Annotated in this window: 26 protein-coding genes; 11 read left to right on the forward strand and 15 right to left on the reverse strand. The window is 35.0% G+C overall.

The window, feature by feature from the left end; translation table 11 throughout:
* Window positions 1-633: an NAD(P)H-dependent oxidoreductase gene (locus H033_RS0115245; RefSeq protein WP_026839081.1), complete on the reverse strand. Its 633-nt coding sequence runs from the start codon at window positions 631-633 to the stop codon at window positions 1-3.
* 175 nt (window positions 634-808) lie between these two features.
* On the opposite strand from H033_RS0115245, the gene H033_RS0115250 reads away from it, so the two are divergent.
* From H033_RS0115250 to H033_RS0115260, 3 genes are all read left to right on the forward strand, one after another.
* Window positions 809-1,453: a vancomycin high temperature exclusion protein gene (locus H033_RS0115250; RefSeq protein ID WP_026839082.1), complete on the forward strand. Its 645-nt coding sequence runs from the start codon at window positions 809-811 to the stop codon at window positions 1,451-1,453.
* Window positions 1,454-1,516: 63 nt separating this feature from the next.
* Window positions 1,517-1,873, forward strand: coding sequence for a phage holin family protein (locus H033_RS0115255; protein ID WP_026839083.1), 357 nt, complete (start codon window positions 1,517-1,519; stop codon window positions 1,871-1,873).
* Between the two features lie 279 nt (window positions 1,874-2,152).
* The gene (locus H033_RS0115260; RefSeq protein WP_026839084.1) at window positions 2,153-2,968 is read left to right on the forward strand and encodes an HAD family hydrolase; all 816 of its coding nucleotides are present in this window, start codon (window positions 2,153-2,155) and stop codon (window positions 2,966-2,968) included.
* Between the two features lie 63 nt (window positions 2,969-3,031).
* On the opposite strand, the gene H033_RS22325 is transcribed toward H033_RS0115260, so the two are convergent.
* From H033_RS22325 to H033_RS20420, 3 genes are all read right to left on the reverse strand, one after another.
* Complete coding sequence (locus H033_RS22325) at window positions 3,032-3,163, reverse strand: hypothetical protein (protein ID WP_262489318.1); 132 nt, start codon at window positions 3,161-3,163, stop codon at window positions 3,032-3,034.
* A 10-nt stretch (window positions 3,164-3,173) separates the two neighbouring features.
* Window positions 3,174-4,202 (reverse strand): IS110 family transposase, encoded by a 1,029-nt coding sequence (locus H033_RS0115270; protein WP_026839085.1) that lies wholly within the window; start codon window positions 4,200-4,202, stop codon window positions 3,174-3,176.
* Between the two features lie 398 nt (window positions 4,203-4,600).
* The gene (locus tag H033_RS20420; RefSeq protein ID WP_231367641.1) at window positions 4,601-5,593 is read right to left on the reverse strand and encodes a L,D-transpeptidase; all 993 of its coding nucleotides are present in this window, start codon (window positions 5,591-5,593) and stop codon (window positions 4,601-4,603) included.
* A 239-nt stretch (window positions 5,594-5,832) separates the two neighbouring features.
* Here H033_RS20420 and H033_RS0115280 point away from each other — a divergent pair, with 239 nt between their 5' ends.
* The gene (locus H033_RS0115280; RefSeq protein WP_010229690.1) at window positions 5,833-6,024 is read left to right on the forward strand and encodes a cold-shock protein; all 192 of its coding nucleotides are present in this window, start codon (window positions 5,833-5,835) and stop codon (window positions 6,022-6,024) included.
* A 145-nt stretch (window positions 6,025-6,169) separates the two neighbouring features.
* Entirely contained in the window at window positions 6,170-6,820 is a 651-nt protein-coding gene (locus tag H033_RS0115285; RefSeq protein WP_081661881.1) for a hypothetical protein, read from the forward strand.
* 11 nt (window positions 6,821-6,831) lie between these two features.
* Here the strand turns inward: H033_RS0115285 and H033_RS0115290 are convergent, their stop codons facing one another.
* The 7 genes from H033_RS0115290 to H033_RS0115320 all read right to left on the reverse strand — a co-directional run bounded on the left by H033_RS0115290 (window position 6,832) and on the right by H033_RS0115320 (window position 13,335).
* Window positions 6,832-8,352: a GH3 auxin-responsive promoter family protein gene (locus tag H033_RS0115290; protein WP_026839087.1), complete on the reverse strand. Its 1,521-nt coding sequence runs from the start codon at window positions 8,350-8,352 to the stop codon at window positions 6,832-6,834.
* Between the two features lie 113 nt (window positions 8,353-8,465).
* Entirely contained in the window at window positions 8,466-10,022 is a 1,557-nt protein-coding gene (locus H033_RS0115295; protein ID WP_026839088.1) for an NAD(P)/FAD-dependent oxidoreductase, read from the reverse strand.
* A gap of 346 nt (window positions 10,023-10,368) precedes the next feature.
* Entirely contained in the window at window positions 10,369-11,022 is a 654-nt protein-coding gene (locus H033_RS0115300) for a DsbA family protein (RefSeq protein WP_026839089.1), read from the reverse strand.
* 36 nt (window positions 11,023-11,058) lie between these two features.
* Window positions 11,059-11,370 (reverse strand): EthD family reductase, encoded by a 312-nt coding sequence (locus H033_RS0115305; protein WP_026839090.1) that lies wholly within the window; start codon window positions 11,368-11,370, stop codon window positions 11,059-11,061.
* Between the two features lie 211 nt (window positions 11,371-11,581).
* Entirely contained in the window at window positions 11,582-12,130 is a 549-nt protein-coding gene (locus H033_RS0115310; protein WP_026839091.1) for a carboxymuconolactone decarboxylase family protein, read from the reverse strand.
* A gap of 109 nt (window positions 12,131-12,239) precedes the next feature.
* Window positions 12,240-12,665 carry a hypothetical protein gene (locus tag H033_RS0115315; RefSeq protein ID WP_026839092.1) on the reverse strand — a complete coding sequence of 142 codons (426 nt, stop codon included), beginning with the start codon at window positions 12,663-12,665 and terminating at the stop codon, window positions 12,240-12,242.
* 97 nt (window positions 12,666-12,762) lie between these two features.
* The gene (locus H033_RS0115320; protein ID WP_026839093.1) at window positions 12,763-13,335 is read right to left on the reverse strand and encodes a TetR/AcrR family transcriptional regulator; all 573 of its coding nucleotides are present in this window, start codon (window positions 13,333-13,335) and stop codon (window positions 12,763-12,765) included.
* 371 nt (window positions 13,336-13,706) lie between these two features.
* Between H033_RS0115320 and H033_RS0115325 the strand changes: the two genes are divergently transcribed.
* The 6 genes from H033_RS0115325 to H033_RS0115350 all read left to right on the forward strand — a co-directional run bounded on the left by H033_RS0115325 (window position 13,707) and on the right by H033_RS0115350 (window position 21,185).
* On the forward strand, window positions 13,707-13,943 hold the full coding sequence (locus H033_RS0115325; protein ID WP_026839094.1) for a DUF3820 family protein: 237 nt from the start codon (window positions 13,707-13,709) through the stop codon (window positions 13,941-13,943).
* Window positions 13,944-14,067: 124 nt separating this feature from the next.
* A complete protein-coding gene (locus H033_RS0115330; protein WP_026839095.1) occupies window positions 14,068-15,711 on the forward strand; it encodes a CTP synthase in 1,644 nt (547 codons plus the stop codon).
* Between the two features lie 68 nt (window positions 15,712-15,779).
* Window positions 15,780-17,633, forward strand: coding sequence for a membrane protein insertase YidC (gene yidC / locus H033_RS0115335; protein WP_026839096.1), 1,854 nt, complete (start codon window positions 15,780-15,782; stop codon window positions 17,631-17,633).
* 161 nt (window positions 17,634-17,794) lie between these two features.
* A complete protein-coding gene (locus H033_RS0115340; protein ID WP_026839097.1) occupies window positions 17,795-18,217 on the forward strand; it encodes a lipocalin family protein in 423 nt (140 codons plus the stop codon).
* Between the two features lie 445 nt (window positions 18,218-18,662).
* Window positions 18,663-19,850: a tRNA 2-thiouridine(34) synthase MnmA gene (mnmA, locus tag H033_RS0115345; RefSeq protein ID WP_026839098.1), complete on the forward strand. Its 1,188-nt coding sequence runs from the start codon at window positions 18,663-18,665 to the stop codon at window positions 19,848-19,850.
* A 393-nt stretch (window positions 19,851-20,243) separates the two neighbouring features.
* Window positions 20,244-21,185 carry an NAD(P)H-dependent flavin oxidoreductase gene (locus H033_RS0115350; protein WP_026839099.1) on the forward strand — a complete coding sequence of 314 codons (942 nt, stop codon included), beginning with the start codon at window positions 20,244-20,246 and terminating at the stop codon, window positions 21,183-21,185.
* Window positions 21,186-21,303: 118 nt separating this feature from the next.
* On the opposite strand, the gene H033_RS0115355 is transcribed toward H033_RS0115350, so the two are convergent.
* Genes H033_RS0115355 through guaA form a run of 4 tightly spaced genes read right to left on the reverse strand, consistent with a single transcriptional unit; the run spans window position 21,304 to window position 25,849 of the window.
* The gene (locus H033_RS0115355; protein WP_026839100.1) at window positions 21,304-21,852 is read right to left on the reverse strand and encodes a DUF922 domain-containing protein; all 549 of its coding nucleotides are present in this window, start codon (window positions 21,850-21,852) and stop codon (window positions 21,304-21,306) included.
* A gap of 3 nt (window positions 21,853-21,855) precedes the next feature.
* A complete protein-coding gene (locus H033_RS0115360; protein WP_026839101.1) occupies window positions 21,856-22,254 on the reverse strand; it encodes an OsmC family protein in 399 nt (132 codons plus the stop codon).
* A gap of 6 nt (window positions 22,255-22,260) precedes the next feature.
* Window positions 22,261-24,276, reverse strand: coding sequence for a LysM peptidoglycan-binding domain-containing protein (locus H033_RS0115365; protein ID WP_026839102.1), 2,016 nt, complete (start codon window positions 24,274-24,276; stop codon window positions 22,261-22,263).
* Window positions 24,277-24,316: 40 nt separating this feature from the next.
* On the reverse strand, window positions 24,317-25,849 hold the full coding sequence (gene guaA, locus H033_RS0115370; protein ID WP_026839103.1) for a glutamine-hydrolyzing GMP synthase: 1,533 nt from the start codon (window positions 25,847-25,849) through the stop codon (window positions 24,317-24,319).
* Window positions 25,850-25,927 lie beyond the last annotated feature (78 nt).

Genomic DNA, 25,927 nt, shown 5'->3' on the forward strand with positions numbered 1-25,927 from the left:
TTATTCCAGCTCAATAATTACATCTGAAATAGGTCTTCGTACCTTTTTAAATTCAGAAAACATATCATCTTTTGCTCTAAATCCAACAGGCAACACCAATACCGATTTAAGATTTAATTTATCTAATCCAAGGACCTCATCGTATTTTTCTGGCTCAAACCCCTCCATTGGGCAAGCATCTATAGCTTCGGTTGCGGAAACTGTAAGCAAAGTTCCCAAAGCTAAAAATGCCTGATTAGTAGCCCAAGTTGTGATTTCATCTATATGTTTATTCTTAAAATCTTCTATTAAGAAATCTTTAAAAGGTGAAAGGATCTCGTTAGGGGTAGCACGGATCTTTTGAACATAGTTAAAGTAATTCTCTATAAAGTTTTTATCTATTTCCCGTTCTATACACAGTACCAATACATGAGATGCAGACCCAACCTGCTGCTGATTCATAGAATATTTCACGAGTTTAGATTGAAGCGCCTTATTACGAACAATTACCATTTTAATAGGCTGCAAACCGTAAGAAGTTGCAGTTAAATTAAAGGCATGCTTAAGGATCTCTATTTTATCTTCTGAAAGAATTCTGTTTTCATCAAATTTTTTAGTGGCATACCTCCACTTTAAGGCTTCAATATTATTCATTATTTCTCTTCAAATTAAGGATACAAATTTAGACATAACTATTTGCAAGAAAAAGTAACTATAGATTTTATTCTTATTTTGCAGAATTATGGACTTGCAATATACAAATCAATCAATGATAAAAATACTACATTTGTCAAGCACCCGTTATCATCAAATTCTACAAACTATATAGATGAACAGGCTTAAGAAATATATAATTTACATATTAATTGTATTAGGAGGAGGTATCTCTTTTATTTGGGGACTTAGTTTCTACATAATCGACACTACTTCAGATGAAATTTATTCAAAAATATCTGATCTTCCAATATCCAATACTGTTATTGTTCTTGGTGCCAGTGTGCACTCAGATGGGAAACTATCACCAATATTAAGAGATCGTGTAGATACTGCACTGGAAATTTATAAATCTGGGCGGGCAAAGCAGTTTCTTTTAAGTGGTGACAATAGACGAAATGATTATGACGAGGTAAGTGCGATGAAGAATTATTTATTGGAAAGAGATGTGCCAGAGAATTTAATTTTTACAGATCCTGCAGGATTGGATACTTATGATAGCATGTATAGATCAGACTACATTTATAAAATCCCAAATGCTATTGTAGTTACTCAAAAATTTCATCTTCCTAGGACTCTTTTTATAGCTGAAAGCATAGGCTTAAACTATATAGGCTTTCCTGCCAAGCACAAATATTATGAGACCGAAAATAATTTGATAAGACGTGAAAAACTTGCGAACCTAAAAGCAATGTGGGAAATTTTAACAAAACAAACGCCTGAAAATATGGGTGAGGAGAATCCTGTAAATCGCTTTTAAATTTTGATATACATATTTTCTATTATTGTAATAGATTTTACTATCAACTAAAACCAAAGCAGTATGTTACTTTGGTTACTACATATTATTATTGATGCGGGAGTTTTACTACTTGCTGCAAAATTTATGAGCAAGGTTGAGTTAAAAGGCTTCAAATCTGCCTTAATCGTCGCTTTAATTATTGGGGTATTCAGTTTTCTTTTAAGCTGGTTATTAACCTCCTTGCTAAATATTGCAACACTTGGTATATTCTATTTCTTAGGATTAGGGTTTATAACTAAAGTGATTGCGTATGCTGTCATTATTGAACTGGCAGATCAAGTAAGTAAAGATTTTAAAACTATAGGTTTTGTAACCTCGATCTGGCTTGCAATTATACTTGCGTTAGCTGGTGCGATAGTAGATACTATTCTATTTTAAAATTGTAATCTCTCATTGAGGGTTCAATCCCCGTCCGATAGCTATAGGGCTGTCTCGAATTTTCAAAAGTATTTTTTTTCCGAAGTACCAGGACATACCTTTTGGGCTTGCTCCGAGGTTCGTGATTTTTCTTTTCAATAATGCAAAGCGCATCAGGTATATCTTGAAGCGCTTTTTTAATTGATATTATTATTGTCTATCTCTAAAGAGTTAGAATTGATCTAATCTTAACTCTAACCGCAGGCATAAAGACTATATTTGAAGCTTTTAAAAGCTACTATGATAAAATTGATTGTGACCGATATGGATGGAACTTTGCTCAATGATGAGCATCAAATACATCCAGATTTTTGGGATATTGAAAAGGAACTGTCCAATAAGGGAATTATGTTCTCTGTGGCCAGTGGAAGACAATTTTATAATCTGGAAAGTAAATTTGAAAGGATTAAAGATCGTATGCTGTTTTTTGCTGAAAATGGCACCTATGTAGTTTATAAAGGGAAAGAGGTCTATCTGAATCCTTTAAAAAGAGAAGATGCCAATAAGTTTATTGAAATTGGCAGAAAACTTGAACATACTCAATTAATATTGTGTGGAAAAAACGCGGCTTATATAGAAACTGAAGATAAAAACTTTTATAAAGAGATCAATAAATATTACGAGCGTTTAGAAATTGTAGAAGATCTTACCAAGGTAGATGATACTGTCCTAAAAGTAACGCTTTGCAATTTTAATGGTGTAGAAGAAAATACCTTTCACCATTTTAACGATTATAAAAACGACTTCAAGGTAGCCATCGCAGCAAGTGTTTTTATAGATATCACTTCACTTTCAGCAAATAAAGGGAATGCTATTATTGGGATACAGAAAGAGTTGAATATTACTCCCGAAGAAACCTTGGTTTTTGGCGATTATTTAAATGATCTGGAAATGATGCAGAATGCTAAGTTTAGTTATGCTATGAAAAATGCACATCCCGATATTAAAAGTGCCAGTAAGTTTATGACAAGCTTCGATAATAATGAAAATGGAGTACTCCGAACTATTGCAGAATTAGGGCTTCTCAAGAACTTAGAAATAAAAAATGGATTGTAATCAAGAACCTCGGGGCAAGCCCACGAGATACTGTATTCCAATCCTAATTATTTTTACATATTTTTAATTAATATCTTTATGATGCAAAAAGAAGGCTTCATTCAATTCGTTGAACAGAAGTCTATCTACTGGGCGAAGTTTTCTTCGCCCTTTTTCTTTAGCATTATGGCAAAAAGAAAGCTTATTCTGCATCATTACCCGAAGTTCAACACATACCGTAATTCTCAATGTATGCCTCTTCCTTTTTCCATAATGTATATATCAAGATCAACAACTTGCGCATTACCGCCACAATACCTTGTTTTTTAATAGTACGGTTATGATTGACACGCTCATAAAAATTTTTCAGGGAACTATTGTGCGTTGCTGCCGTTAATGCGGGCATATAGAGTGCCGACCTGATCCGTGCGTTTCCCTTTTTCGATATCCTAGTCTTTCCTCTGTGTTTTCCTGATTCCTTTGCCACCACATCCAGGCCTGCATAACTCACCAACTGGCGGATATTGTTGAACAGTAAAAAACCATTTACCTCAGAGAGCACCTTGACCACTGTAATAAAACGAAGCCCCTTGACAGTTACAATATTCTGGATTTTTTCCCAAAGTCCTTCATCTGCCTTTACCAATGCCTTGAGCTCTTTTTCAACAGCCTTGAGCTGTTTTTCATAAAAAGCGATCATCTCTTTTTTAATTTCTACCACTTTTTTATAGGTATAATGGGCGTAATCCATAGCGTGCAGCTGCGATTTTGCAGCTGTCAACTCTTTCTTCAAGTTTGTGTGTTCCCTTGAGAGATCCCTGATAACCTTAAATTCCTTGCTAGGAGGTGTCCAGTGATCTTTCTTGTCCAAGGCCTTTTCTATCCCAAAGGTTGCAATCATCTTGGAATCAACCTTATCTGTCTTGGTCTTAAGGTTATTGCTCTTTGCAAAATAGGTCAGTTTCTGTGCCAACTGGACACTTACTTTTTCCCCATTCTCATAGAGAAAGTAAGCCAGGTTTTCATAATAGACACCCGTTGCTTCCATAACATACACGGTGGGCTGCACTGAGCCCTTCTCACGTTTTTTGCACCATCCCCATAATGCCTTCATCCCTTTGGTAGTGTTGGTAAACGATTTTGTGCCCTTGATAAGCACACTTCCATCTTGTCTCATTACTTGGTAACAGGCATAGAAACTTTCCATTCCTATGTCGATACCCACTATTTGTTTCAATACTCTTTGATCTACCATTATCCTTGTTTTTAATTATTAAGAATAAGGATTTTCCCACCGTCTTTCCTCTTAGTTGATACGAAATCTAAACATATAGTCATAGTTTCTCAATACTGTACAGACTCCTAGAAAAATACAGGATAGGACATATTCTCGTGGTGGACATACTTTAAAAGTTGTCTTGGTATAAAACGTAATCCTATCCTGCTCTTATTTCTTAAATGTTTGTGCCAAAATTAATAGTAATTTTGAAAGTCAATCTTAACTATGCAAACATAAGAGGTATGAATTGGGAAATTCTTTCAAAAGTTCGAGGCAAGCCCGCCTGAATGAAATTCTTTTCGGGCAGGCCTCGGGGAATTGAACCCTCAATGAGGGATTAAATGTGAAGCTTTTTTATTTATTCGAGGCCTCTTCTAATTATAAGTAACTATTGTTCCTTCATCTAAAGACAATTCCTTTTCCAAATCATTAGGATCTATCGTTTTAATGTATTCGTTGTATTTAGCAACGTAATCTTTTAAGGTATCCATCTCTTCGTCTATCAGGTTGTTATTTAACCTGTCTGTAGCCAGTTGTAACCATGGAGATTCATTCTCATAATCGTAAGCACCAAATACCATAAATGGAGTTCCATTTCTAAGGACTTTTTGACCATTAGAATTCAGCTCCCATTGTTTTGCCCAGTCATAAATATATTGCGCATCCTCCATATAAAGTCTAACACAAGCATGACTGGCAGGATATCCCGGTAAGGAATATTGATGCACTCCTACTCCTTCAAAATTCATGAAATTAAAGTAATATGGTAAAATCCAAGCTTCATCTACTGAGCTAATTTTCCTTTTAGCTTTATAGTTTCCATAATGTAAGCCATTTGGAGTAGGTGTAGATTTTTTTCCAGAACTTAAAGGGCCCCATTTTATAAGGTTTCCATTTTCATATAAAGCAAAACCTTGCACCCGTTGAGAGATTAAAACTGTTTTAGGTATACCACTAACTAAACCTAGTTTCTTAGGAAAAGGTGAATAGCTAAATATATCATTGAACAAAGTATCTGGAATCACAATACTTTTACCAATTCTAACTTGGCTGGCTTCAATCCTATTAATCGCATAGATCACTTTTTGTTGAGCTTCAGAATATCGACTTTTAAAGCTATCTAATTCAACTGAAGTATTCAAAGAATCTATTTTATAATTTATTACCAAAGGTGGTGTTACCTTTTCTTCAGGAATCTCAAGGATACTATCTTTTTGTTTAGTCTTTTTATCAATATTTTCCGACTTGTTAGATTTTTTGTCTTCACAGGAAATACTAGTTAAGACGATACTCAATATAAAAACAAATAATAAAGTAGGAGTTTTAAATGGGGGTTTCATATTCATTTGGGCAAATTCGGTTTGCATAGAATTGTTGAACAAATTTCGTAGTATTGAGATTAAAGATCACGCTGTTTTTATATACTTTAACAAAAACTGAGGCCCACTTAATAATAAATTAATACTTGAATCTTTAATTTGTAAATGGCAAACCTCCAGATCTCTAACATATTTTGGAGAAATATAAAGTTTTAGTAAAATAATTCTATCAAAGTGTGATTAGTCAATAAATAATCCTATATTTGCGTAAATTAAATTTATATATAATGAATAGAGGTACCGTAAAGTTCTTTAACGACACTAAAGGATTTGGATTTATCACAGACGAAGAGTCAAACAAAGAATATTTTGTACATGCAAATGGTCTTGTTGATGAAATTAGAGAAAACGACGAAGTAACGTTCGATCTTGAAGAAGGAAGAAAAGGATTAAATGCAGTAAATGTAAAACAAGCTTAGGCTTCGTTTATAGTATACTATACTTTGACAATTTTAAAGCTTTACACAATGTGTAAAGCTTTTTTTTGTTCTAAACTTTTCTAAAAACTTTCTTGGAACGATTTTAGAACATTATCTTTAATAATTATAATTCAAAAAAAGCCCTTTGTTCAATATAAAAGCCAAATTCATTCTTTTTGCATTGTTTTCTTTTTTGCAGATTAGTGTTTTTAGTTTTACCCCTAATATGAAAGATCTAAATACTTTTAAAGTTACCAATAAGATAATTCCCAAATCTATTGCCGAAGAAGTTGCTGTTGCTCTTTCTTATTATCCAGAATTAAAGGATACTCCAATTGAGTTTAGATTCAAGGAAAAGATCAAGAAGTCTTTTATGCAGGCTCAGCCAAAGTTTTCAGGAATATTTAGAAACAAAAAGAATCGTTCTTATTTTGTAATGATAAGTGAAAGTTTTCAAATTGAAAATGAATCATTCTCTATTTCAGAAGTACCATCAGATGTACTTATTGGTTGGATAGGGCATGAACTTGGACATATTATGGATTACCAAGAACGAAGCGGATTTAATCTCATACAATTCGGGATAGGTTATCTAACTTCTCATAAATTCATTAAAGAGGCTGAAAGAGCTGCCGATACCTTTGCTGTAAGTCACGGAATGGGAGACTATATACTTGCTACTAAAGATTTTATTCTAAACCACGCGCATCTTTCTAAGGTATATAAAGATCGTATTAGGAAGCTGTACTTATCTCCAGAAGAAATTCTATTATTAGTAGAAGAATTGAAAGATTAGTTGGGTTTCAGTTATAAGCTACTAATAAACTCTTCCCATTCTCCGAACTTCTCTTCGTTCATTACACGTTCCATTTTTACTTGTCCACCTTTCTTTTTATTCAAGGCATTCCACTCATAAAAATAATTTGGAGGAATAGTAGTAACCTTTACCCCTTTTAAGGCTTTAGATCTAGCCACCTTATAATTTTTATTAGCATTTTTTAGAGACTCGTCTAAGGCCTCAGCAAGTTCTTCATTATTCAATTTAGTCTCTGTTCCTAAATACCAAGAATGATGAAATTCACCATCGATGCGAACCGCAGCCAAAGTGAATTCTGGGATCTCGATATCATACTTTTTCTCTAACTCTTGGATAGCATCGTTCATTTTATTCACAGAAAGCTGAGAACCAACTACATTTAGAAAAAACTTAGTTCTTCCCGTGATCTTGATCTCATGTCTACTAACATCGGTAAATTTAATAGTATCACCTATTAAATACCTCCATGCTCCAGACACCGTACTAATAAGTAATATATAATCTTCCTCTTCTTTTACATCTTTTAGCTGCACTACAGAAGCATTGTCGGTAATTGAACCATCTTCATTTATATACTCAGCTTTAAAAGGTACAAACTCAAAATAAATACCATTATCCAGGACCAATTTCATAGAATGGGTTTCTGGACGCTGCTGATAGGCCATAAATCCTTCTGAAGCCAAATAGGTGTCAATCACTGTCACGGGATGAGCCAATAATGCATTGAAGCTTTTCTCGTAAGGCTCAAATGCTACTCCACCAGAAGTATATACCTGGAAATTTGGCCAAATGTCATGGATGTTATTTACATTGTGATGCTCAATTACTTTTTTAAACATCAATTCAATCCAAGATGGAATTCCGGAAATAGCTCCAATATCCCAAGTTTTAGCATTTGCTGCAATCATTTCTACACGCTCATCCCAGTCTTCAATCTTTGCAATTTCTTCTCCTGGCTTATAATAACTTTTAAACCAGAATGGAATTTTGCTTGCAGAGATCCCACTTATCTCCCCTTCTTCATGATCGCCCTCCTTTTGTAAATCTGTAGAACTACCTAGCATCATGATCTCCTTTTCAAAGAATTCTTTGGGAAGATCAAAATTAGTTAAAGCCCCAACTTGTTTTATTCCTGAGAGCCGGATTGCTTCTACCATATCATCAGAAACAGGGATGCGCTTACTGGTTTTACCAGTTGTACCAGAACTTAATGCGAAATACGGTGGAGTTCCGGGCCAAACAACATCTGTTTCCCCTTCATGCATTTTATACCACCATTCTTCATTGATCTTATTATAATCGAAATTCGGGATACGCTCTGCATAAGCCACACGGATATCCTCAGCTTCCAGAATCTCTTCAAAATTATAATGTTTCCCAAAAGCAGTATCTTTTGCTTTGTTCAATAAACCAGTCAGGACTACTAATTGGGCTTCATCGGCATTAGGTTCAGAAACAATTTTATCTCTTAAATCTATTAAACCCTTTATAATTGATCCAACTATTGCCATAATGCCTTGATATTTAATTTAAACTTATAATTTTGAAGTTAGGCAAAAGTGAAAAATAGCCTCAAAACATGGGCTATAATTATATAATTTTTAACCTTTCTGAGGAGTTGAATTTAGGAATTCATCAACCTAATACAGCTCTCTACACACTTTTCACCATCTATAGCTGCAGAAATAATTCCACCCGCATAGCCAGCTCCTTCCCCACATGGAAATAAGCCTTTTATTTGAATATGCTCAAAGGTTTTTGGATCTCTTGGAATTCTTACAGGAGATGAAGTTCTAGATTCTGGGGCATGTATTATTGCCTCATTGGTATAATATCCGCGCATAGCTTTACCAAATTCTTTAAAACCCTGCTGAAGGGTTGAATGGATGAATTCTGGAAAAACATTTTTTAGATCTACGGAAGTTATTCCTGGTTTATACGAAGTTTCGGGTAAATTAGTTGAAGTTTGACCTTCTACAAAATCTACCATTTTTTGAGCAGGAACACGTTGAGTTTTGCCACCATACAACCAAGCAGCTTGTTCTATGCTTTTCTGAAATTCCATCGCAGCCAGAGGAGAATCTCCGAACGCTTTAAAATCATTCAGTCTTAATTCTACCACTATTCCAGAATTAGAAGTGGGCTGATCTCGTTTGCTTGGAGACCACCCATTCGTTACTACTTCTCCCGGGCTTGTGGCGCAAGGAGCAATCACACCTCCAGGACACATACAAAAAGAGTACATTCCTCTTCCTCCAATTTGCTTAACAATACTGTATGGAGACGGAGGTAAAAATTCTCCTCTGTCATCACATTTGTATTGTATCTTATCTATTAATTGTTGTGGATGTTCTATCCTAACCCCCAAAGCAAATGGCTTGGCTTCAATTTTAATTCCTTTTCTATGCAGTAATTCAAAGATATCCCTTGCAGAATGTCCAGTTGCAAGGATTATATTCTTCGCATTAAAATGCTCCCCTTTTAAAGTCTTTATTCCCTTGATCGTATCATTTTCAATTATAATATCGGTTACTCTTGTTTCAAAAAGCACCTCCCCTCCCATTTCAATGATCTTTTCACGAATACTTGCAATTATTGCCGGTAGTTTATTGGTTCCTATATGAGGATGAGCATCTACTAAAATTTCACTGGTAGCACCAAAGGCTACTAATAATTCTAATACCCTATTTACATCTCCTCTTTTTTTAGATCGGGTGTATAATTTTCCGTCGCTATATGTTCCGGCTCCACCTTCTCCAAAGCAATAGTTGGAATCTTCATTAACAATATGTTCTATATTTAATGCCTTAAGGTCTCGTCTTCTATCACGAACATCCTTACCCCTTTCAATAATAACCGGCTTTTTACCTAATTCTATACATCTGAGTGCTGCAAAAAGGCCAGCGGGTCCAGCGCCAATTATAAACACTTCTTCTTTATCGCGTACATTAGGATATTCCGGCAATTCCAGAGGTGTTTCCTTCATAGATTCATTTACATACACGTCAACCTTCAAATTGATCTTCACAGCCTGCTGTCTGGCATCTATAGATCTTTTTAAGATTTCTATATGTCGAATTTCTTTCGTGGAAATTCCCGAATGCTTTGAAACCTCTCTCAATAAAAGTTCCTTCTTGGCTGCTTGTTCTGGGCTTACACGTAATTGATATTCGTATTTCATGACTCTAAATATGAGGCAAATTTAAGTATTTCTAAATTCTTATTAGTTACACGTATTTTTAATCTTTCCTTGTGGTATTTATTATAAATCAAGAGCCTCGGGGCAAGCCCACCAGGTATGTCCCGATGGTTCTAGAGGAAAATACTTTTGAAAATTCGAGGAAAGCTTAAGGGAAAGAAACCCTCAATGATGGATTTAAAAGACTCAGCTCCATATTTATATATAAACATGGAGCTGAGTCTTTTAAGATTATACTATTATTAACCAGATTAAATGAGGGTCTTTTTCTTATATAAAAATTAAAACTCTCTTTAATACCAAGGAGTTCAGCATTGCTTTTAATGGATTATACATTTTTTTCTTGCAACAATTCAGTTAATACCTCTTTGAAAACAGCAACTGGTTGGGCCCCGGTAACAGCACTTTTTTGGTTAAATACTATAGTTGGCACTGAGTTAACCCCTAAATTTTTCCAGTATGCCTCTTCAGATTGAACCTGAGATCTAGCATCATCACTTTCTAATCTTGCCATCCCCTCATCTACATTTAGACCAACCTCTTTCAAGGCTAACTTTAGAATCTCTTTTGTAGAAACATCTTTTCTTTCACTAAAGAAAGATTCAACTAAACGCATTTTCAAATCTGTTTGTTTCCCATTTTCCTTTGCATAATCCAGCAAAATATGTGCATCCCTAGTATTAACCATTCTCATTTCTTCGAAATAGTCAAATTTAAACCCTAGTTCAGCTCCAACTTCCGTCATATTCTTTTGGGAGCGTTTTTGATCTTCTAAACTTGCGCCGTACTTATTTGCAATGTGCTCTTGCACATTTTCACCTTCTACCGGCATATTTGGATTAAGTTCAAAGGGATGCCATTCAATTTCTACTTTATTCTGAATTCCCATTTCAGAAATAGCTTTTTCTAAACGCTTGTATCCAATGGTACACCAAGGGCACACCACATCTGATACTATATCTATTTTGATTTTATCGCTCATGTTATTTTTTATAAGTTGTTTTATTCAGAATCAAAATTAGCTTACAATTTCACTAATTTGAAGTTCTCCTTCAACATTCGTATAGTTAGGAACATCCGCCGCAAATTTTTCAGCATGAGGTCCAAAAGACGATTGAAATGATTCTATTGAATCGAATGTTAAATGGGCTATTGCTACATAAGGTGCAAGTTCCCCAGGAACTCTTCCTCCAATCCCTATATTAAATTCAATCCCTTTTAGTGAATCTCCCAAAGTTTCAGCAATCATTGGTAAATGAGAGTTTTTATAATATTCTGAATCGAATTTTGTCTTTGGTCCGTTAGGATACATTACGCTTACTTTTATCATCTTTATTTTATTACAAAAATCATGTTATTATTTATTTATTCTGAAAAATATGCCATTACAAACTTATCAGAAATACTCTGATAAGTTCTTGCAACTTGCTAAGCCATTTCAACTGGAAACAAATTAAATTCGTTCGTATTAATTACCTTCCGAAGTAATTCCGGAAGGCCTATTAATCATTTTACAATCTAGCGTGTTAAACTGTTTCATTCTATTTTTTCCAAGCGAATTTTTGAAATGGAGCATCTACTGGAGTTTTTGCAATGTGATTAGTATAATTACTGATTACCTTTTGAGATAAGCCTAATATGATTTCCAAAACTTGTCTTTCACCATATCCTGCAGCATAAAATGCTTGAATTTCATTATCATTTACATTCCCTCTATTGCGCACTATAGATAATGTCATTTCTCTTAAGGCTTCTAATTTTGGGTTTTCAAGTGGCGTTCTGTTGCGCAAAGCTTCTGTGATTTTTTCATCTACCTTCATCATCGCTGCAATACCTGTATGTGCCGGTACACAATAATGACATTCATGTTCTACGTTGATACTTTGCCATACAACAGTTAATTCTTCATTGTTAAAGGAAGAATCTACAAATAATTGATGAATGGTCTGATAAGCTTCTAGAATCCCTGGCGCACCAGCTAATACCCCATGCAAGCCTGGCACCATACCGTATGCTTTTTGTGAGTTTTCTAATAATGATTTACTATCTGCTGGTGCAGATTCGATTGTGTAAACTTTTAATGTACTCATAGTTTAAAATATTTAATAAATAATTGTTTATGTTCTCTAAGCAAAAGCTTAGTCCTAATTAAAAAATGTAAGCTTTTATAAAATTTAATTAATAATTTCTATTCTAATTCTACCAATTTTCAATTAAATTTTGGATGTATGCATTAAATGTTCCCTTTCGAAATCTCTCATACAACAAATGCATTTCGTCATCTGAAAGAACTCTCAGGAACTTAGGATATGTATTCTCCAGTAATTCTTGAAATTCTTTATAGGTTCCGGATGATCTCGCACTTTTTCTTAGCAGTTTGGTAAGTTCTTTTTTAGTGAAAGTTTTACCATTTGAATGAAAATTAACTTTCGAGGTTTTAGATTGCCTCAAAAAATCTCGATACTTAAACTCCTCGTCTAAAAGTATATCTGATGTAAATTGATTGAGTCCCTTTTCAATCTTAGATGCTGTCCTGGAGTTAGAATTTAAAACTGCCGCATAGTCTTGAGCAGAGAGCGATACTGAATAAACCAGTAAAGTAAATATTAAAATTAAATTTTTCATATCGTTAAAGTTTTAAAATTGTTATTTGTGCTTATCTAAGCAAACGCTTAGATTAATAGTAAAAAAATATTACATTTTAATCAAGAACCTCGGGGAATTAAACCCTCAATGAGGGATTAAATATCATTTCAATGTAATCTTCAAGTTCAGTTTCATTTTGGATCCTGGAACCTAAAGAAAGACCTAACATAGATGTTGTTAAATAATTGGCTTCCTTCTCTACTATTTCTTGTGATCTATTTTTATCTTGTTTTAAATTATTTATAAATAAAGATTTTAGCTCCTCTGTAAATTTCATTAATTCCACCATAAGATCTGGTTCAGCTTTATTCCCAAGTTCACTTACAGTATTACACACAAGACAGCCTTTACCCTCTTCATTTTCTTTTGTGAATTCTAAAAAGTCATAGAAGAATTGCTTAATTCCAACAAGCCCATTATTAGAATTTTTTAAAATATTTCTAATACTATTTAACTCACTTTTATAGGCCTTAATACTTTCAACAAAAACCCCATGTTTATTTCCAAAACTTGAATAAATAGAAAATTGGTTGATGCCCATTTCCTTTTCCAACATACGTACCGAAGTTGCTTCAAAGCCATTACGCCAAAAAAGGTTCATCGCCTTTTGGATAACATCTTCTTCTTTATATTGTTTAGTTCTTGCCATTGTTTTTTATTCCTATGCAAAACTATGCAATTGCTTAGTTATAAAAAAATCCTTTAACTTTTCCTTAATAATACAACTGCTAAATCTTAATCCCAATATGTTTAAATCAAGAACCTCGGGGCAAGCCCGCCCGAACGGTACGGGCGGGCCCACAAGGTATTTCCCGATGGTTCGGGAGGAAAATACTTTTAAAAATTCGAGGCAAGCCCGCCTGAATGAAATTCTTTTCGGGCAGGCTTTGGGGAATTAAACCCTCAATGAGGGATTAAAATTTTATTCTTTTTTGTATCTGTTATACTCGGCGTTAAAATAAGTTTTCAATAAAAAATAAAAACGAGTTCTCTAAAATTTTTAGTTCTTATTTTAGCAGCATGGAATTAAAGCCAGATAAAAAAGCGCTAATAGATTTAGCTTACGCTAAGATGTATTTTGGTAAATACAAAGGATTATTTTTATCTGAAATACCTGAATATTATCTTATCTGGTACAGGCAAAAAGGATTTCCAGAAGGAAAATTAGGAGATCAGCTTCAACAGGTCACTGAACTTAAAGTAAACGGGATGGAAAGCATACTTCGAAATATCCGCCTTAGATACCCTAATAATTAAGCATCCCAACCAATTATTGTATTGATTTCTCACCTAAAATATTAGGCTTAAAATTGCGAGCTTTTTTCTATTCTTCTTTGTAATTTAGCGCCCTGAATTAAGCAACACAACAAATACTTACAAAATGGCCGAAACCAAGTATATTTTTGTCACTGGCGGGGTTTCATCTTCTTTAGGAAAGGGAATTATCGCTGCATCTTTGGCAAAATTATTACAAGCTCGTGGCTTTAAAACCACAATTCAGAAATTAGATCCTTACATAAATGTAGATCCTGGAACTCTTAATCCTTACGAACATGGCGAATGCTATGTGACTGAAGATGGAGCAGAAACAGATTTGGATCTAGGTCACTATGAGCGTTTTTTAAATGTAAAAACATCACAGGCCAACAACGTTACTACCGGTAGAATTTATCAAAGCGTTATTGAAAAAGAGCGCCGAGGAGAATTTTTAGGAAAAACAGTACAGGTTGTACCACATATTACCAACGAGATCAAAGAACGTATCCAAATCCTTGGTAAAAGCGGTGAATATGATATCGTAATCACAGAGATAGGTGGAACGGTTGGTGACATAGAATCCTTACCTTATATTGAAGCTGTTAGACAACTTAAATGGGAGTTGGGAGATGTTAATGCCTTGGTAATTCATCTTACTCTTGTGCCCTACCTAGCGGCTGCTGGAGAACTTAAAACCAAACCAACCCAACACAGTGTAAAAACTTTGATGGAAAGTGGGATCAAGGCAGATATCTTGGTGTGTAGAACAGAGCATGAACTTTCTGACGATATTAGAAGAAAGCTTGCCATCTTTTGCAATGTTCGCCAAGAGGCTGTTATTCAATCTATAGATGCTTCAACAATTTATGACGTTCCTAATCTTATGTTAGAGGAAGGTTTAGATACTGTTGTACTCAAAAAATTGATGTTACCAGATGATACCATTCCTAATTTGGAACTTTGGAATCAGTTTTTACAACGCCATAAAAACCCTAAGTACGAAGTTAGAATCGGACTTATTGGGAAATATGTAGAACTTCAGGATTCCTATAAATCTATTTTAGAATCTTTTATTCATGCTGGTGCTGCAAATGAAGTAAAGGTAACGGTAGAGAGTATTCATTCAGAATTCATCAATGAGAATACCATCAAGAATAAGATCGCTCATTTAGATGGGATTTTGGTAGCTCCTGGTTTTGGAGAGCGAGGGGTTGAAGGTAAAATAGATGCAGTTCGCTATGCGCGTGAAAACAATATTCCTTTCTTAGGAATTTGTTTAGGAATGCAAATGGCAGTAATAGAATTCGCTAGAAATGTGCTTCAGCTAAAAAATGCCAATTCTACGGAAATGGATAACGAAACCAAGCATCCTGTTATAGATATTATGGAAGCTCAGAAAAAAGTTACTCATAAAGGAGGAACTATGAGATTGGGCGCTTGGACTTGTAAGCTTTCTGAAGGTTCGCTTGTTAAAGACATCTATAAATCTGATGAGATTTCAGAAAGACATAGACATAGATACGAATACAACAACAAGTATAAAAACGAGTTAGAAAACGCTGGATTAAAAAGCACAGGTATTAATCCTGAAACCGGTTTAGTGGAGATCGTGGAGTTAGAAGGCCATCCTTGGTATGTGGGAGTACAATATCACCCAGAATATAAAAGTACAGTTGCTAACCCACATCCTCTATTTGTCGGTTTTGTTAAAGCTGCCGTAACCTACTCAAAACTAAAAAAGAGTGTCAAATTGACACAAAATCAATAAACGGTCATTTTTTTGACTAACAATAACTCTAAGTGATAGAGAACACTTAGTTTACTTTATATTTTAACATGGAAGAAAAAAAATTTGACGTACAATCCTTAATAGGATTTTTCCTTATTGGTGGACTTTTAATATGGATGTTGTACAACAATTCCTTTGAGAATAACGAAGCTGAAGATAAACAAGATACTATAGAACAGGTTGAGACTGTTCCTCAAGAAACTAATACTTCACAAAAAGATGTTGCTATCCAGGAGATGGATTCTACAGCAAGAGCTAGAGTGCAGGAATCATTAGGAACTTTTGGTTATTCTGCAACATTAGCTTCAGCATCAAATGAAACTACTAAGTTAGCTAACGATGTTTTAGATTTAAACATCGATAATAAAGGTGGTTATATCTCTGAAGCAAGGATGACTCAGTTTAAAACCTACGATTCTATTCCTGTTTATCTTATAAAGGATGGAAATGCATCTTTAAACTTAAATTTTACCACTTCTGACGGTCGCGTGATCAATACAAAAGATATGTATTTTGAACCTACTTTATCAGAAAGTGGAAACAATCAGGTGCTTTCTATGAAACTAAAGGTTTCAGAATCTGAATATCTAGAATATGTATATGTGATGAAACCGGGAGAATATATGTTGGATTTCAGCATTCGTTCTCAAGGTTTAAGAGATGTTATAAGTAGTTCTAATGCTGTGAATCTAGACTGGCAACTAAAAGGATATCGACATTCTAAGAGTATTTCCTATGAAAACAGATATACCGAATTAGCGTGGGAATATGAAGATGGGGATGATGACTATCTTGGACAAGGAGAATTGAAGGATGATGAAGCAGATGATATATCCTGGGTTGCTTATAAACAACACTTCTTTTCTTCAATTTTATTAACCGATACTCCTTTTGCTACAGGTAAATTCATTTCTAAAAATCTTGTTGATGATGAAGAAATAGATACCGTTTACACCAAGGAATTTGCAACTACGTTGCCATTAGAGTTAAAAGGCGGAGAACTTAATTATAATATGAATTGGTACTACGGACCAACAGATTATAAAATTTTAAACGATTACGATAGAAACCTAGATGAAGTTGTACCACTAGGTTGGGGGATTTTTGGTTGGATTAACAAATATGTATTTATTCCGTTTTTCGCGTTCTTATCAGGGTTCTTACCTAGTTATGGGATTGCAATTATTGTAATGACTATTGTAGTAAGAATTGTACTCTCACCAGTAACTTACAAGTCTTATTTATCTCAAGCTAAAATGAAGGTTTTAAAACCTGAAATTAATGAGCTTAACGATAAGTATAAAGACAATGCAATGAAAAAGCAGCAGGAAACTATGAAGCTTTATAGCAAGGCAGGAGCCAGCCCTATGAGTGGATGTTTGCCAGCATTAATGCAGATCCCAGTCTTTTATGCCTTATTTCAGTTCTTCCCTAGTGCCTTCCAGCTGAGGCAAAAAGGATTCCTTTGGGCAGATGACCTTTCTAGTTACGATACTATAGCAGAATTGCCATTTACTATTCCATTCTATGGAGATCACGTGAGTTTATTCCCGATTTTGGCATCAATTGCCATCTTCATTTACATGATGATGACAACTGGTCAAACAATGCAGAACAATCAGCAACCGGGAATGCCTAACATGAAATTTATCATGTACTTATCTCCTATAATGATGTTGTTCTTCTTTAATAACTATGCGAGTGGACTTTCGTTGTATTACTTTACTTCAAACCTTATTACCATTGGGATCATGCTTGTTATTAAGTATGCAATTATAGATGAAGAAAAGATCCATGCTAAGATCCAGGAGAATAAAAAGAAACCTAAGAAGCAAGGAAAGTTTGCTAAGAAGATGCAAGACATTATGGAGCAAGCAGAACAACAGAAAAATAAGAAATAAAAATATTTAATATCAATTAAAAGGTTCGATAAATAATCGAACCTTTTTTTATTTAATTATTTAGTCCTGAAAGTTGCTTTCATTATAATTTATAATAAAAACCTATTTTCAAAGTTATATTTGAAATCCTATCTTTACAATCCAAATTAAAACCTATTGATATGAAAAAGATCTTTTTACTATTTTTTAGCTTTGCATTATTAACCTCTTGTACTAGCGATGATGACGCAGGAAATACAGGTGACGACCAAATCCTAGGAAAATGGTTTGTTACGGAAATTAATAACAGTGGCTCACTAAATTTGTCTGTAAGCGAATGCAACAAACAATCATTTATAGATTTTAAAGTAGATAGTAATGCAGACTCTGCATTTTATACTGAAAACGGAGGTGAATGTACATTAGAAGATTCAGATACTTCTGCTTGGAGTAATGAAGGAAATTCTAGATATAAATTCAACATCCCTTTCGAAGGAATTGGTTCTCAATCTGGAAGAGTAGAATTTGACAGCAGTTCGAGTTTTACCTTTTTTCCTGATATTCTTGCTGGACAAAACACCAATATTATATTCGAAAAAAGATAACATTTTGAAAATATAAAATCAAGAGAGAAGGGTAGTTTTTACTACCCTTTTTTAGTTAGCTTAAATTAAGAACAAGGGCATCAAAAAAATCACGTTTTCGTCAAGCTCAGACCCATGATAAAATAATTTATCTAGCGGCGGAAATTGATGTATGAAAGATGCTGAGCATGACGGAAGATAAAACCAGTATCGTCACCCTGAACTTGTTTCAGGGTCTCTTATTTCGGGCAACGAAAAATACGGTAATGTTAACTTGTTTCAGCTTCTAAGCTTTTAGACCCCAATCCGTTGAGATCCTGAAATAATTCCGATAGCTAATGGAACAGGATGACGAATCATTTACTATTTAGAAAACCACTTATAATTTCGTAATTTTGCAGACGGAAATCCGACAATTATAAGAATTATCAAACCTCCGATTTGTTGGAGTGAAGGAAGTTAAAATATGAAAAAAGTAGTGGTTGGTCTATCTGGAGGAGTAGATTCTAGTGTGACCGCATATTTATTGCAACAACAGGGATATGAAGTTATAGGCTTGTTCATGAAGAACTGGCACGATGATACCGTAACTATTTCTGATGAATGCCCATGGTTGGATGATAGCAATGATGCTATGATGGTTGCTGAAAAATTAGGGATTCCATTCCAAACAGTAGATTTAAGTGAGGAATACAAGGAGCGTATTGTAGATTATATGTTTCGTGAATATGAGTTAGGTCGTACTCCTAATCCAGATGTACTTTGCAATCGAGAAATAAAATTTGATGTCTTTATGAAGATCGCTCTTTCTTTGGGAGCAGATTATGTTGCCACAGGACATTATTGTAGAAAAGGTATTATAGAGAAAGATGGGGAAACTGTCTACCAACTTTTAGCAGGTAAGGATGACAATAAAGATCAGTCTTATTTCCTATGTCAGCTTACTCAAGAACAGCTTTCTAAAACGCTTTTCCCAATTGGAGAGCTTCTAAAACCAGAGGTGCGAAAAATTGCTGCTGAACAAGATCTTATCACTGCCGATAAAAAAGACTCCCAAGGTCTTTGTTTTATTGGGAAGGTTAGATTACCAGAATTTCTTCAGCAAAAACTGAAAGCAAAAGAGGGAGTAATTGTAGAAATAGATTCTCATAGAGAACAATATCAAGATCTACCAGTTCATTTCAACTCTAAAGCAGAGAAATTGGAGCTTCTTTCTAAGAAGTTTCAGTATCAACTAGCAGATGGAAAAGTAGTTGGAAAACACCAAGGAGCTCACTATTTCACTAAAGGACAACGAAAAGGTTTGGCAGTGGGTGGAACGCCGGAACCTTTATTTGTAATAGATACAGATGTAGATGAGAATATTATCTATACAGGTCAAGGAAAAGGACATCCGGGCTTATTTAGAAAAGCGTTGTTTGTTAAAAATGAAGAAGTACACTGGGTTCGTAAAGATCTAGCAATTGCGCCAGATTCTGAACTTAAAGTTCAGGCCCGAATTAGATATAGACAAGAATTACAGGAAGCTACCTTGCATCAAACCGAGAACGGACTATATGTGCTGTTCGAAAAAGCGCAATCGGCAATTACAGAGGGACAATTTGTTGCTTGGTATTTAGAAGATGAATTGGTGGGGTCTGGAGTGATTTCTTAAATTTTATTTTATTTTATTTTATTTGAAGATTGAAATTAATTGAGAAATATGGGATATCCGCAATTAATATCAACGCGGGCTTGGTCATGCTAAGACCCGTGATAAAAAAATTATCTAGCGGAGGAAATTGACGTATGTAAGATGCTGAAACTCCCGATGCTTCGGGACAGCATGACGGAAGTTAAAACCAGTATCGTCACCCTGAACTTGTTTCAGGGTCTATCATATAGAGATAACTTAATTGTATATCAACGGTAATAAAAGCGGAATCACAAAAAGACTTCCACAAATTCACGAGAGTAAAATTATTGTATTCGTGAATTCGTGGCCTTTAAATTAAGTTAAACTTGGTCTAGATGTTCCTAAAATTTGAATAAACCTGAATCATAAAATATGCAGAATAGAATTACCGAACTTTTCAATATTAAATACCCATTAATTCAAGCAGGAATGATTTGGGCAAGCGGGTGGAAACTTGCAAGCGCAGTAAGCAATAATGGTGGATTGGGAATAATTGGAGCAGGCTCTATGTATCCGGAAATTCTAAGAGAACATATTCAGAAATGCAAAAAAGCAACCGATTTCCCATTTGCGGTAAATGTTCCTATGCTCTATCCAGATATAGATAAGGTTATTGAGATCATTATTGAAGAAGGTGTTCAAATTGTTTTTACCTCAGCCGGAAACCCTAAAACTTGGACCAAACATTTACAGAGCCACGGTATAAAAGTGGTTCACGTGGTGAGTAGCGTAAAATTTGCGTTGAAATCTCAAGAAGCAGGAGTAGATGCTGTTGTTGCTGAAGGTTTTGAAGCCGGAGGACATAATGGAAGAGATGAAACTACTACGTTCACCTTAATCCCAATGGTAAAGGAGCAGCTTGAAATACCACTTATCGCCGCCGGAGGAATTGCTACAGGCAGAGGCATGCTTGCAGCGATGGTATTGGGTGCAGATGCAGTACAAATTGGCTCGAGATTCGTTGCTAGTAACGAAGCATCTTCACATCAAAATTTTAAAAATAAAGTAGTTGAAGCAAAAGAAGGAGATACCCAATTAACTCTGAAAGAGTTAGCTCCTGTGCGCATGATTAAAAATAAGTTCTTTAATGAAATACAAGACCTGTATCAGACTGCTCCAACAAAAGAGGAACTAATGACCTTACTAGGGCGTGCTCGTGCCAAAAAAGGGATGTTTGAAGGGGACATGGAAGATGGCGAATTAGAGATAGGCCAAATCTCAGGACTAATTCATGATATAAAACCAGCAAGAGAAATTATTCAGGAAATTATTGCTGAATTTGATATAGCTAAGTTAGAAGTGGCTAATTTTTAAGCCCTCATTGAGGGTTTAATTTCTTGTTGCGATCCTATCGGAATGCCTCAAATTTTTAAAATTATTTTCCTCCCGAACCCTCGGGACATACCTCCTGGGCTTGTCCAAAAGTTCTTAGTTAACTAAATTCTTCAAGTTTAGTTAATTCGTCCTCAACAAATTTCTGCCATTTAAGTTCGGCTTCTGTGTTTAAGCTGTGATTGGATTCTTTATCAAAAACTTTTTGCATAGCGCTTCGCTCTTTATCTATGTTCTCATGTAATTTGTTTAGATAGTCTCGGGAATCTTTATTTAATTTAGAACCGTCCACATTTGCCAATAACTTTCTCAATTTTCTGGCGTGCAACTCAGAAATATCAAAATGTAGCTGTTCATGCTTTAGCAAATATTCGCTTTTTGAAGCTGGCTGTACCCAACTTTGTTCAGGATAAAAAAAAGTTTCTACTTTATAGTCCAATTCCATTCTATGTGAAGTTCCTTTTAAACCCCAAGAGTAAGAAAGTCCTGTATTCGTATTCGCTTGAAAAAGTGTTTTCTCTAGCGGAACTCCTTGAAAATCCTCCCATGTTAAATGAGTTTCTTCACTCCAATAAATTTTTAAGTCTTCAGATTGTGCAAATGCAAGTTTGGAAATAGATAGAACTAATAGGAAGAAAAGAGTCTTCACTTTTTAATATTTAAAAATAATATTCTTGATAATATCCGGATGAATACTCTGGATCACCGGGCATGTTTTAGCAGAGTTTTCTAATACAGTTTTATCCCTATCGGTTAGTTCGCCTTTTACAGTTACAAGAACATCGATCTTAGAGATTCTTCGAGGATTAGCTTCCATGTGTTTTGTAACCTCAGCAAAGGTCCCTTTTATATCTAGATTGTGTTCATTGGCTTTAATTCCCATAATAGTAAGCATACAAGAGGCCAATGCAGTAGCTACTGTGTCTGTTGGAGAAAATGCTTCTCCCTTTCCGTTGTTGTCTAAAGGAGCATCCGTAATAAATTTATTACTACTCTGGATATGCTCACATTCTGTGCGGAGATCTCCTTTATAAATTACTTTTGAGGTCATGGTTATTTATTTTGCAACACTAAGGGTAAGATCTTTATTAAGCTGCATAATATAAATAGCATCATTATAAAAACCACCATTGGTTTTAGGCTTATAAAGGAATTTATTTTCTACGTATTCTGTGATAATATTTGCTTTTACTGACTCTTCTATGGTTCCCATTGCAGCTAGTCTTAACAAAACATCTAAGGTAAGATCGTAACCACGTACTGTGTATTTATTAGGAATATAGCCATATTTGGTCTCGTAGGCTTCAATAAAACTATCTGTCACAGATTCGTCAAACTCCTTATATTCTGAAGGAAAATGGAAACGCAATTCCCCTAAATGTTCATTGACGACTGCATCACTTTCAAAAGTGCTGTTTTTGTAGGTTGTAAATAAGGTGATCCTGTTATTTCTAGCCATTCTATTTAATGCTGAAGTTGCACTTCCAAGCAAACCAATACTTTCAGATTCCAAGATCACCCAATTCTCACGAGATTTATCAAGTACAGAAGCTATAGTAGATTCGGTAATATTATTAGCTTGTGGATTTACGATTCTTGCTAAAGGCAAGGCACTTACCAACTTACTTTTTATTGCTGAAGAAGCTGCATCTGCTATTATAATTACATTTTTTCCTTGAGAATTGCTTTGAAGATACGCAATCATCCCTTCTCTCAACATATCATCACTTGGACGGGATTGGTACAAATTTGGGAGCGCTTTTAACTCTCTATTGGTCATCGGTGAGATCACAGGTACTTTTAGATTCATTAAGCTAGACGCCGCTTCCTCAGAAGTCGCTTGCAATAGCGGACCTATAACAGCATCTACATTTCTGAAATCATTAGCTGCTATTGTTTGTGAAACTTTTCCAGAATTATTCTGAGTGTCATAAACACGAAGGTTTGTAGAGATCCCCAATTCTTTAGCTCGTTCAATTGCCATTAAAGCACCGCTATAAAAGTCTAAAGAGATACGCAAAACACGATCCTTCTGAATTAACTCTTTGGCATTAGAAATAGAATCCTTATTAATTTTGCTGAGATTATAAGGAAGCATCAAAACCAGATTTTTGGTCTCGAAGTTCTTTAGGTTCTTTGAAAGATCCATTTTCGATAATTCTGAAGTCGGCATTAGTTCTTCTCCTAAACCATCTACTTCTTCCAGTTTATTTCCTTTAGAGTCTTTGGTTGGCACTTTCAATATCATACCCCATTTTAATCCATCTTTTAAAGCAGGATTCAATGCTACCAAAGAATCTTCAGCAACCTGAAATCTTCTGGTTAAACTATACAGGGTTTCCTGTGGCTGCACTTCGTAAAATTCAAAAGCATCATCGGTAATTATCACCGGTTGGTCCAGAACATTAGTTCCAACTTTTAGCATTATTCCTGGTTGTAATACTCCAACCCTTGGGTTAAGAGCTTCCAATTCCTTTACCGTCATCCCATATTTACGGGCGATTCCATATTTTGTCTCTTTAGGAATAATAATATGCTCTCTCGTTTTTCCAATCTGAGAGGAAGGTTTGGAATTAAATACTTCAGGATTTCTTTCTTCTATTATCACTTTACCTGGAGCAGGTCTTTCTTTTTTTTCTGCAATTATAACTTTATCAGGAGCACTTTCATCTATAACAAAAACAGGGATCTGAATAATTTCTCCATTCTGAAGTTCTTTTGAATATAGCTGTTTATTATACTTTTTAATATCATCTACACTAACCCCATATTGCTTAGACAGACTATATAAGGTTTCCTTTTTCTGAACTTTATGTGAATTAAAACTCACTACTTTTTTAACAGAAGCCTCACTTTGCTCCGAAGACATTGGAATTACCAACTTTGCATTAACCTGCAAACCTTCCTTGGCTTCGGGATTTAGTTTAAGTAGTGTTTCTTGGCTTATATCATATTTGTTAGAAATACTATATACTGTTTCCCCAGCGGCAACCGTATGGTATTGATATGCCTGACCAAAGGCGCTAGTAGTAAGAACTTGAAAGAACAAGCATATAATAATTACAAACCTCATCTGTTATATTTTTTACTGATATTAAATTGGTATCCAATAATTATTCCCACTCTATAGTTGCAGGCGGTTTAGAACTAATATCGTACACTACTCTATTAACGCCTTTTACTTTATTTATTATGGTATTGGATATTTTTTGTAAGAATTCGTATGGTAGATTTACCCAATCTGCCGTCATCCCATCGGTAGATTCTACCGCTCTTAAAGCTACTACTTTTTCATAAGTTCTCTCATCACCCATTACTCCAACGGAATTTACGGGTAATAAAATCGCTCCCGCTTGCCAAACCTTATCGTACAACATCCATTCTTTAAGACCATTGATAAAAATGGCATCAACTTCCTGAAGGATCCTTACTTTTTCTGCGGTAACGTCTCCTAAGATACGTATTGCCAATCCAGGTCCTGGAAAAGGATGTCTTCCTAATAATTCCTTTGCAATTCCTAGTTCTGCTCCTACCCTTCTTACTTCGTCTTTAAATAAGGCTCGTAAAGGCTCCACTATTTTAAGTTTCATGAAGTCTGGTAAACCACCTACATTATGATGTGATTTGATAGTTGCCGAAGGTCCTCCTGTAGCAGAAATAGATTCTATTACATCTGGATAGATAGTTCCCTGTGCCAAAAATTTCACATCCTGGATCTGGTGTGCTTCATCATCAAATACTTCAATAAAGGCATTTCCAATCTTTTTCCTTTTTTCTTCAGGATCACTTATTCCAGCCAAGGCATCCAAGAAACGTGCCGAAGCATCTACGCCTTTCACATTCAAGCCCATATCTTTATACTGGTCCAGAACACTATCGAATTCGTTTTTTCTTAGTAAACCATTATTTACAAATATGCAATATAGGTTCTTACCGATGGCCTGATGTAAAAGTACAGCAGCTACAGAAGAATCTACTCCTCCACTTAAACCAAGAACCACTTTATCGTCCCCAATCTTTTCTTTCAATTCTGAAACCGTCATATCAACAAATGCTTCAGAAGTCCAAGTTTGTTCTACCCCAGCGATCTTAACAAGGAAGTTTTCCAGAAGTTGTTTCCCATCTGAAGTGTGATATACTTCAGGGTGGAATTGAATAGCAAATGTTTCTTCGCCATCAATCCTATAAGCAGCATTAAGAACATCTGCAGTACTTGCTAAACGCACAGCATTGGTTGGCAATTCCTTAATGGTATCACTATGACTCATCCACACCTGAGAATTTTCTGTGATATCCTCAAACAATGCTTCCGCATCTTTTATAATAGAAAGATTTGCTCTACCATATTCCCTAGTTTCTGAGGGCTCTACTTTTCCCCCGTGAAAATGAGCGAGATATTGAGCTCCATAACAAACAGCCAATAAAGGCATTTTTCCTCTGATTTCAGAAAGATCCGGATGCGGCGCATCTTCTGCTCTCACAGAGAAAGGGCTTCCAGAAAGGATAGTTGCTTTAAAGCCAGAAATGTCTTTTGGAGGGTTGTTGTATGGGTGGATTTCGCAGTAGATATTGAGCTCTCTAACTCGTCTTGCAATTAGTTGCGTATACTGGGAACCAAAGTCTAAAATAAGTACGTTTTGCTGCATGCGCAAAAGTAAGAATTTGAACTAATAATGTCCTAGCAGATCTATTATTTTATATCTTTAATTGCATATAAAATCTCC

This window comes from Gillisia sp. JM1, assembly GCF_000424645.1.
In the GTDB taxonomy this organism is placed as follows: domain Bacteria; phylum Bacteroidota; class Bacteroidia; order Flavobacteriales; family Flavobacteriaceae; genus Gillisia.

Coding starts and splice junctions, on each gene's coding strand:
- H033_RS0115245 (WP_026839081.1), bottom strand. CDS start 633: ATGAATAATATTGAAGCCTTAAAGTGGAGGTATGCCACTAAAAAATTT.
- H033_RS0115250 (WP_026839082.1), top strand. CDS start 809: ATGAACAGGCTTAAGAAATATATAATTTACATATTAATTGTATTAGGA.
- H033_RS0115255 (WP_026839083.1), top strand. CDS start 1,517: ATGTTACTTTGGTTACTACATATTATTATTGATGCGGGAGTTTTACTA.
- H033_RS0115260 (WP_026839084.1), top strand. CDS start 2,153: ATGATAAAATTGATTGTGACCGATATGGATGGAACTTTGCTCAATGAT.
- H033_RS22325 (WP_262489318.1), bottom strand. CDS start 3,163: ATGATGCAGAATAAGCTTTCTTTTTGCCATAATGCTAAAGAAAAAGGG.
- H033_RS0115270 (WP_026839085.1), bottom strand. CDS start 4,202: ATGGTAGATCAAAGAGTATTGAAACAAATAGTGGGTATCGACATAGGA.
- H033_RS20420 (WP_231367641.1), bottom strand. CDS start 5,593: ATGCAAACCGAATTTGCCCAAATGAATATGAAACCCCCATTTAAAACT.
- H033_RS0115280 (WP_010229690.1), top strand. CDS start 5,833: ATGAATAGAGGTACCGTAAAGTTCTTTAACGACACTAAAGGATTTGGA.
- H033_RS0115290 (WP_026839087.1), bottom strand. CDS start 8,352: ATGGCAATAGTTGGATCAATTATAAAGGGTTTAATAGATTTAAGAGAT.
- H033_RS0115295 (WP_026839088.1), bottom strand. CDS start 10,022: ATGAAATACGAATATCAATTACGTGTAAGCCCAGAACAAGCAGCCAAG.
- H033_RS0115300 (WP_026839089.1), bottom strand. CDS start 11,022: ATGAGCGATAAAATCAAAATAGATATAGTATCAGATGTGGTGTGCCCT.
- H033_RS0115305 (WP_026839090.1), bottom strand. CDS start 11,370: ATGATAAAAGTAAGCGTAATGTATCCTAACGGACCAAAGACAAAATTC.
- H033_RS0115310 (WP_026839091.1), bottom strand. CDS start 12,130: ATGAGTACATTAAAAGTTTACACAATCGAATCTGCACCAGCAGATAGT.
- H033_RS0115315 (WP_026839092.1), bottom strand. CDS start 12,665: ATGAAAAATTTAATTTTAATATTTACTTTACTGGTTTATTCAGTATCG.
- H033_RS0115320 (WP_026839093.1), bottom strand. CDS start 13,335: ATGGCAAGAACTAAACAATATAAAGAAGAAGATGTTATCCAAAAGGCG.
- H033_RS0115325 (WP_026839094.1), top strand. CDS start 13,707: ATGGAATTAAAGCCAGATAAAAAAGCGCTAATAGATTTAGCTTACGCT.
- H033_RS0115330 (WP_026839095.1), top strand. CDS start 14,068: ATGGCCGAAACCAAGTATATTTTTGTCACTGGCGGGGTTTCATCTTCT.
- yidC (WP_026839096.1), top strand. CDS start 15,780: ATGGAAGAAAAAAAATTTGACGTACAATCCTTAATAGGATTTTTCCTT.
- H033_RS0115340 (WP_026839097.1), top strand. CDS start 17,795: ATGAAAAAGATCTTTTTACTATTTTTTAGCTTTGCATTATTAACCTCT.
- mnmA (WP_026839098.1), top strand. CDS start 18,663: ATGAAAAAAGTAGTGGTTGGTCTATCTGGAGGAGTAGATTCTAGTGTG.
- H033_RS0115350 (WP_026839099.1), top strand. CDS start 20,244: ATGCAGAATAGAATTACCGAACTTTTCAATATTAAATACCCATTAATT.
- H033_RS0115360 (WP_026839101.1), bottom strand. CDS start 22,254: ATGACCTCAAAAGTAATTTATAAAGGAGATCTCCGCACAGAATGTGAG.
- H033_RS0115365 (WP_026839102.1), bottom strand. CDS start 24,276: ATGAGGTTTGTAATTATTATATGCTTGTTCTTTCAAGTTCTTACTACT.
- guaA (WP_026839103.1), bottom strand. CDS start 25,849: ATGCAGCAAAACGTACTTATTTTAGACTTTGGTTCCCAGTATACGCAA.